Here is a 6,282-nt window from a genome sequence, read left to right on the forward strand (position 1 = left end):
ACCACTAGGAGATCAACCAATGGCTGACGCCAACATACTATATCTCGTCCCTATTTACCACCAAAAGCGCTGCTGTGTGCCACAAGTTTGCTTATTTCGTATTCTTGTGGCAAAAGTCTGCGGCGCAGACGGTGGCCTCCCAGGACTTGAGCATTTATGTAGCTATGTCATTGGGGTGCGTGGTGCTTTTCGTTACGGCCAGTCCCGGGGAACAATTGTTCCCCGGGGCGTTTATAATAAGGCCCTAAGGAGAAGGAGAAAGAACCATGCTTTTATTGAATAGAGTTAACCTAATTGGCAAAATAGCAGATGATCCACGTGTTTATTTCACGCCTAACCACATTCGCATTATGAGTTTTGAACTTGTAACCGACTCAGACAAAAGTCTTTCCAGGCCGCACCACGTGGTTATTGAGGATCCATTGATCATCGAGTATGCCCATACATACTTGTTTGCAGGTTCTGTTGTATGGGTTGAAGGACAGCTTGAGTATTTTTGTAGTGCTCATGACAATAGCAAAGATGTTTGGATTGTTGTGTCTAGAAAGCACGGAAGATTGCATCCCCTCATGCAGTAACTCAGTATGCATTAATCCAGGGCTGTTAAGTGAAAATGTGCTACTATTAACCTGAGTTTTGGATAAGAGGTCTTTCTGCCTACGGGTCGTCATCCCAAACGTTGCTTTTAGAACTATACTGAAGTGAAATCAAGACCTTTGTTTCGTGCGACTATCAGTCGCACATTCGGAAAATCAGCGTTTAGGATGACGGCCGTGTTGGCTTCACTGAACAGCCCTGATTGGGAAATCGTTTATTGGATTTGCGGGTTTTTGCAAGAGCAAATTTCGCGTCTCTCAAAAACCCTCATTTTGAGAGACGAGGATTACCTCACACGCCCCCAACGATTCAGCGGGTGCTGCTTTGCTCTCTGGCTTCAACGATTTTGGCTTGATCGAGAAGAGTACCGTCTTCACTCTTTGCCAGATAGTTACATATCCTTGCTTTTGAGGGTGTTATAGGTAGCTTTGTTGTTTGCTCTTGGGGTTCAATTGTAAGTTCGTCAATTCCATCTTGTGTGGCTTTTTTGAAGCGTTGCATGACAATCCAGCGACGCCCTTTAGTGTCGGTAATTGGTTGAAAGGGATCGTCATGATTGCGCTTGGCATTGAGTATCTTTTTAAAGTCAGCAACACTTGGACACTGTGACTCCTTGGGGATAACTCCTAAAGATGACGAAGAGTAAATCAGTCCAGTCGAAAGGATCAAGCAGAGGTTAAAACGGCGTGGCATAATGGATTTTTCCCTATTTCATTTTCAAAATCGTGGGGCAATGTTAGCATGCAATTCAATGTAAAACCACTGTTGGCTGTTTTATTCCTACCAATTTAGTTATAATAACCACATGCAACCAACTGGAACTCTACCCTTGCAAGATTGGATGATGTCGCTGGCGTCAAAGGCCGTCATGCAGGCGTTGATGGCCGAAGGAGGTATTGCCAGATTCGTCGGAGGCTGTGTGCGTGATGCTGTGGTGGGCCGCTCCATCAGTGATATTGATATCGCTACTACCGAGTCGCCGTCGGTGGTGATGCAATTGCTAAAGGAATACAAGGTAGTGGGAATAGGGGCTTCACACGGATCCATTCTTGCAGTGGTTAAGGGTGTTCCCTTTCACATCACAACACTTCGAGCAGATGTGGAAACCTTTGGCCGGCATGCCCGTGTCAGCTTTGTTGACGACTGGAAGGAAGATGCTAAGCGCCGGGATCTGACATGCAATGCACTTTACCTGGATTTGGATGGCACTTTATATGATCCGTGCGGAGGAGTTGAAGATTTAAAACAAGGGCGGGTGCGATTTATCGGCGATGCCGCTGAGCGGATTCGCGAAGATTACCTGCGCGTGCTGCGCTATTTTCGGTTTCAGGCGATTTATGGAACTTACCCACCAGAACTAGAAGCTTTGGAGGCTTGTTGCCAAGCCAGTTCTGGTTTAAAACAGCTTTCTGGTGAGCGGATTTGGTACGAGCTAAAACGCCTGTTACAGGTAGATTCTCCAGTGCGAGTTCTGCAACAGATGTGGTCTTGCAACGTTTTTGCAGTTTTGTTTCCCTATTTGCATTTGGATGGTACCTCATTTCTGGCACTTGAACGTTTGGTGACTCTTGAGCACCAGATGCATATGCAATCTGATGCGCTTAGGCGTTTGGCTTGTATGATTCAAGGCAATCGCGCAGTGGCTGAGCGAATCATCGAGCGGCTTAAGTTTTCTCGCAGTGAAAGCAAACAATTGCTAACTTTGACTCGGATCTTGCGCAATCCACCCAATATTGACGATCGCAAAACCATGTATACGTTATTGCACAAACATGGTGCCACCCTCTATCGTGAGATTGCCCTGTTACTGGCAGATCAGCAAATCAATGTGCCGTTAGATCAAGCACCTATTTGGTTGCAGCGGCATTTTGACTCAGCAGAGCATTGGTGGTCGCCAGAGTTGCCGGTTAGGGGATCGGACATCATTGAGTTAGGTGTGCCGCGCAGCCCCAAAGTCAGCCAACTGTTGAAAGAGCTGGAAGACTGGTGGCTGGAAAATGGATGCCGGCCAACGCGAGAGAAGTGTTTGGCTTGGTTGCAAGAGCGTATTTAACCTGAGTTTTGGATAATAGATAACTGCACTTTCTACCCGCAGGCTGTCATCCTCATCCCGAACGCTGATTTTCCGAGCATGCGACTGAAAGTCGCACGATTTGAAATCGTTTCATGATGACTATTGTGCAACAAAATGCACAATAGTCAAGACTTTTTCGCAAACCACTGCACAAAAGTCGAAAATTCTATGGGACGATTGTAACTTAAAAGCCAATGGCTCTAACTTAAACTGACCTTAGCAAGCTACCGCTGCTTTAGTAGGTATATTTGCTGCAAAAAAATGGATAGCTTCAGAGTCAGACTCGAACGTATGCAAGCGCCAGGCCGATGCATCAGCAAAAAAGGCGCGCAGCAGTTGATTGTTGAGACCATGCCCGCATTGCAGGCCTTCGTAGCGACCCTGGATGGGGGCTCCGGCTAAATAAAGATCGCCCACTGCATCCAGTATCTTGTGGCGTACGCATTCGTTCGGATAACGAAAGCCTTCTTTGTTGAGCACGCGGCTTCCATCAATCACTACCGCGTTGTCAAGGGAGGCTCCTTTGGCAAGACCAGAAGACCAGAGTTTTTCCACATCTTGCATAAAACCAAAAGTACGTGCGCGCATAATTTGCGCTTTAAAGGTCGCTACATTCCCTTCATAGATATAGTTTTGTGGGAGTAAATCAGCGCAGCCATCAAACTCATGGGTTGCGGCTGCAGAAAAGTGGTTTGCTGGGTGGAAAGTAACATAGCGTCTGTCATTTCCACCTATGGCATCTCCATGCACCGTTACTGATTTTAAAACTTCAATCACTCTCCTGGGAGCAGATTGTTCTTGAACACCCACCTTTTCAATAAGATGCACGAATGGCGCTGAACTCCCATCCACGATAGGCACTTCAGTTCCAGAAACCTCTAGGCGAGCATTATCGATTTCGCAGGCATAAAGAGCAGCCATAATATGCTCAATGGTGCGAACATGAACCCCTGCCTCATTTGCTATACAGGTACAAAAATGTGTATCCACCACCCGATCCCAGCGGGCTGGCACCACGTTGTTCTTGTCTTTAACATCCGTGCGCACAAAGGTAATGCCACTGCCTGCGGCAGCTGGATAAATGGATAAGTTGATACATTCACCAGAATGCACACCCAACCCATCAAGGCTCACCACCGATTGGATGGTCTTTTGTGGCATTTTGTTCGGGAGTACGTCGTTTAGTGGTGGTTGCATTGAGATCCGTAGGTTGAAAATAAAAACTCTCACCTTCTACTGTATAAGATCACAGGAACAAAGAACAACTGTTGTTATGTTACAGTTTGTTGCCTTGGGAGAAATATTTTTTCGATATAAATTAACAGCGATTTTTTTTATTGACAATGAAGTTCTTACCTATTAAGAATACGGAAGTTTTTTGTATTAAATTTGTAGAGGTTAAAGTAAGTGAAAAAACTCTTAGTTACATTATTTGTGTTAGTAATTTTAGCTACCGGTGGCTACACGGGCCTTTGGTTTTACAATGCTCAGAACATGCAGCAAGAAGTCGAGTCTCAAATAAAGCAAATCAACGAGATACTTGGAATATTAGTTGGTGGCTCGATTACATATTCATCACTCGAAACAACTGGCTTTCCTTTTGCTATTACCTTGAACGTGCATGATCCAAAACTTGATGCGTTAGGACATCAAGTTCAATCAGATATTGAAAGAATTTCTTTGAGCACCAATGCGCTGGGAACAAATTACAGTCTTACATTCCATGGTGATATGTCCCTTAAAGTGCCTTCTTTTACTCAAAACTCTGATGACTCACTTGCAGTCGTTTCAAAAGGAAGTGATTCTGTATATAACGTGCATTTCAACAAAGGATCAATGTTCAAGGCGCTATCTGCTTTTGTGTTGGGGAAACTTTCCTTGAAACCTTGGAATAGGCAAGATTTTAGTCTTGAGATGTTTGATTCTTTCTCGATGCAGACCGGGGTTGCAGAACTCATTGATAAAGAACAAATCCAAGCTCTATATCAACAAGACGCACTTATGATCAATGTTGATCTCAATAAACTAGATGAAGATAGCCATGAAATATCATTTCAAGGGGACATGAAGAACGTCGAATTCACTAAGCATTTTGATGCATTCTATGCTCAAATTTTAACTGCTCTTGGTAACCTTGAAAACCAACAACAGCAGAATTGGTTGGCACAAATTAGACCCATTCTAACATCTGCGGATCCGAGTTGGCATGGCAAACAAAATATCTCTTGGAAGGTGCACTATAAAGGAATAACCAACTTTTTCCAGCCGTTGGCGGGAGAGGCACAACTAACTTTAGATATTGAGAACTTTGACTTACAAAGCGATCTGGGAACAGGGACGCTTAAAGGCTTGATAGATGCTACAGTGGGCCCGCAGTGGATGCCACAAAATGCCTCTGTAAAAATTGATACAACAAGTAAAATTACTGCAAAATATGACGATTTCATGAAAATTATGGTTAGAGATATCTTGACCGGAATGATAGAGACTCAAAAATCCTCAGAAGCTGTCCATGAAGTTCAGATATTACAAAAAATTCTTAAAGGCGTAGAGGTACTTGCGCCTAAACTCTCCGAGTGGGGGGAGAGCAGATTGATCGTTGACGGAGCTTTTGATGGCAACACTCAAGAAATCCAGCTTGAGCACTTAAGTTTTACCTCTGACTTCTATGGCTTTGAGGCAAAGGGTAAATCTAAGCTAAATGGGGCTGCTGAGTGCCAGCTCCAGTTTACGCTCAATAACTACCGAAGGTTCACGCATGACCTGATACAATATGCTCGTAAGTGGATGAGTGTGCTAAATGGGGGCAATCCTGATTCCCATGTTATCACACCAGAAGTTGCAACAGCGATTGTTGATTTCTTGCAAAGAATTGCTGTACTTTCAGGTAAAAAACAGCAAAATGCTGTATTTGAAATTATCTACAGTCCTGAGCCTTATAAATTGCAAATCAACAACCGAGATTTTGAAGAGCTTGCTGCTGCGTTTAAAGAACTACTGCCAACCATGCCGCCATTATTTCAGGAGGCAACACCTGCGGCTACTTCATAGAAGGGTATGCTACAACGGCACTAACTTAAGCAACCTGAGTTTTGGATCAGAGATAACTGTACTTTCTGCCCGCAGGCCGTCATCCCGGACTTGATCCGGGACAGGATCTAATTATTTTTTTGCAAATCATAAAAATGGGATCTGGATCTCGTAAGCATTTGGGATTCATTGGCCTTACGGTCATGAATTCCAAATGCAACGTCCAGGATGATGGCGGTGCGAGCTGAATGGTTACACTCAGGCTAAATTAAGGCGTTCGTTGTTGTAGCGCATTGATGTACGTTATTTTGGGAGTTCTATATGCTTGAAATTGTCATGTTTAACTGGGAACTCATGCATATCGTGCATAACATTCCCCAACGAATTACATAGAAATTAAATTAAATTTACTGTTGCTTCATCAAGAAATTTGCGCTAGCCTGTATCTTAAGTCGTGACGCAACGGGTGCTGAAACCACCAGAAGCGCCACTAACCATGATCGATCTAACCGAAGGAGATCAACCAATGGCTGACGCCAACATACTATATCTCGTCCCTATTTACCACCAAAAGCGCTGCT

Annotated in this window: 6 protein-coding genes; 4 read left to right on the top strand and 2 right to left on the bottom strand. The window is 44.2% G+C overall.

The features are described from left to right. A partial coding sequence (locus ABFQ95_07120; GenBank protein MEN8237291.1) for a hypothetical protein occupies positions 1-283 on the top strand: 283 nt, incomplete at its 5' end. Further along, positions 267-578: a single-stranded DNA-binding protein gene (locus tag ABFQ95_07125; GenBank protein ID MEN8237292.1), complete on the top strand. Its 312-nt coding sequence runs from the start codon at positions 267-269 to the stop codon at positions 576-578. The genes ABFQ95_07120 and ABFQ95_07125, both read left to right, overlap by 17 nt. Before the next feature lie 328 nt (positions 579-906). On the opposite strand, the gene ABFQ95_07130 is transcribed toward ABFQ95_07125, so the two are convergent. Beyond that, on the bottom strand, positions 907-1,290 hold the full coding sequence (locus ABFQ95_07130) for a hypothetical protein (GenBank protein MEN8237293.1): 384 nt from the start codon (positions 1,288-1,290) through the stop codon (positions 907-909). A 112-nt stretch (positions 1,291-1,402) separates the two neighbouring features. On the opposite strand from ABFQ95_07130, the gene ABFQ95_07135 reads away from it, so the two are divergent. Further along, entirely contained in the window at positions 1,403-2,650 is a 1,248-nt protein-coding gene (locus tag ABFQ95_07135) for a CCA tRNA nucleotidyltransferase (GenBank protein MEN8237294.1), read from the top strand. 237 nt (positions 2,651-2,887) lie between these two features. Here ABFQ95_07135 and lpxC read toward each other — a convergent pair whose 3' ends face one another. After that, entirely contained in the window at positions 2,888-3,868 is a 981-nt protein-coding gene (gene lpxC, locus ABFQ95_07140) for a UDP-3-O-acyl-N-acetylglucosamine deacetylase (GenBank protein MEN8237295.1), read from the bottom strand. Between the two features lie 210 nt (positions 3,869-4,078). Here lpxC and ABFQ95_07145 point away from each other — a divergent pair, with 210 nt between their 5' ends. Further along, positions 4,079-5,722, top strand: coding sequence for a hypothetical protein (locus ABFQ95_07145; GenBank protein ID MEN8237296.1), 1,644 nt, complete (start codon positions 4,079-4,081; stop codon positions 5,720-5,722). The last annotated feature ends 560 nt before the right edge of the window (positions 5,723-6,282 follow it).

Source organism: Pseudomonadota bacterium (assembly GCA_039714795.1).
Taxonomy (GTDB): Bacteria; Pseudomonadota; Alphaproteobacteria; order JAGOMX01; family JAGOMX01; genus JBDLIP01.

Excerpts from the sequence above, each read along its gene's own strand:
- ABFQ95_07125 (MEN8237292.1), top strand. The coding sequence starts at position 267 with ATGCTTTTATTGAATAGAGTTAACCTAATTGGCAAAATAGCAGATGAT.
- ABFQ95_07130 (MEN8237293.1), bottom strand. The coding sequence starts at position 1,290 with ATGCCACGCCGTTTTAACCTCTGCTTGATCCTTTCGACTGGACTGATT.
- ABFQ95_07135 (MEN8237294.1), top strand. The coding sequence starts at position 1,403 with ATGCAACCAACTGGAACTCTACCCTTGCAAGATTGGATGATGTCGCTG.
- lpxC (MEN8237295.1), bottom strand. The coding sequence starts at position 3,868 with ATGCAACCACCACTAAACGACGTACTCCCGAACAAAATGCCACAAAAG.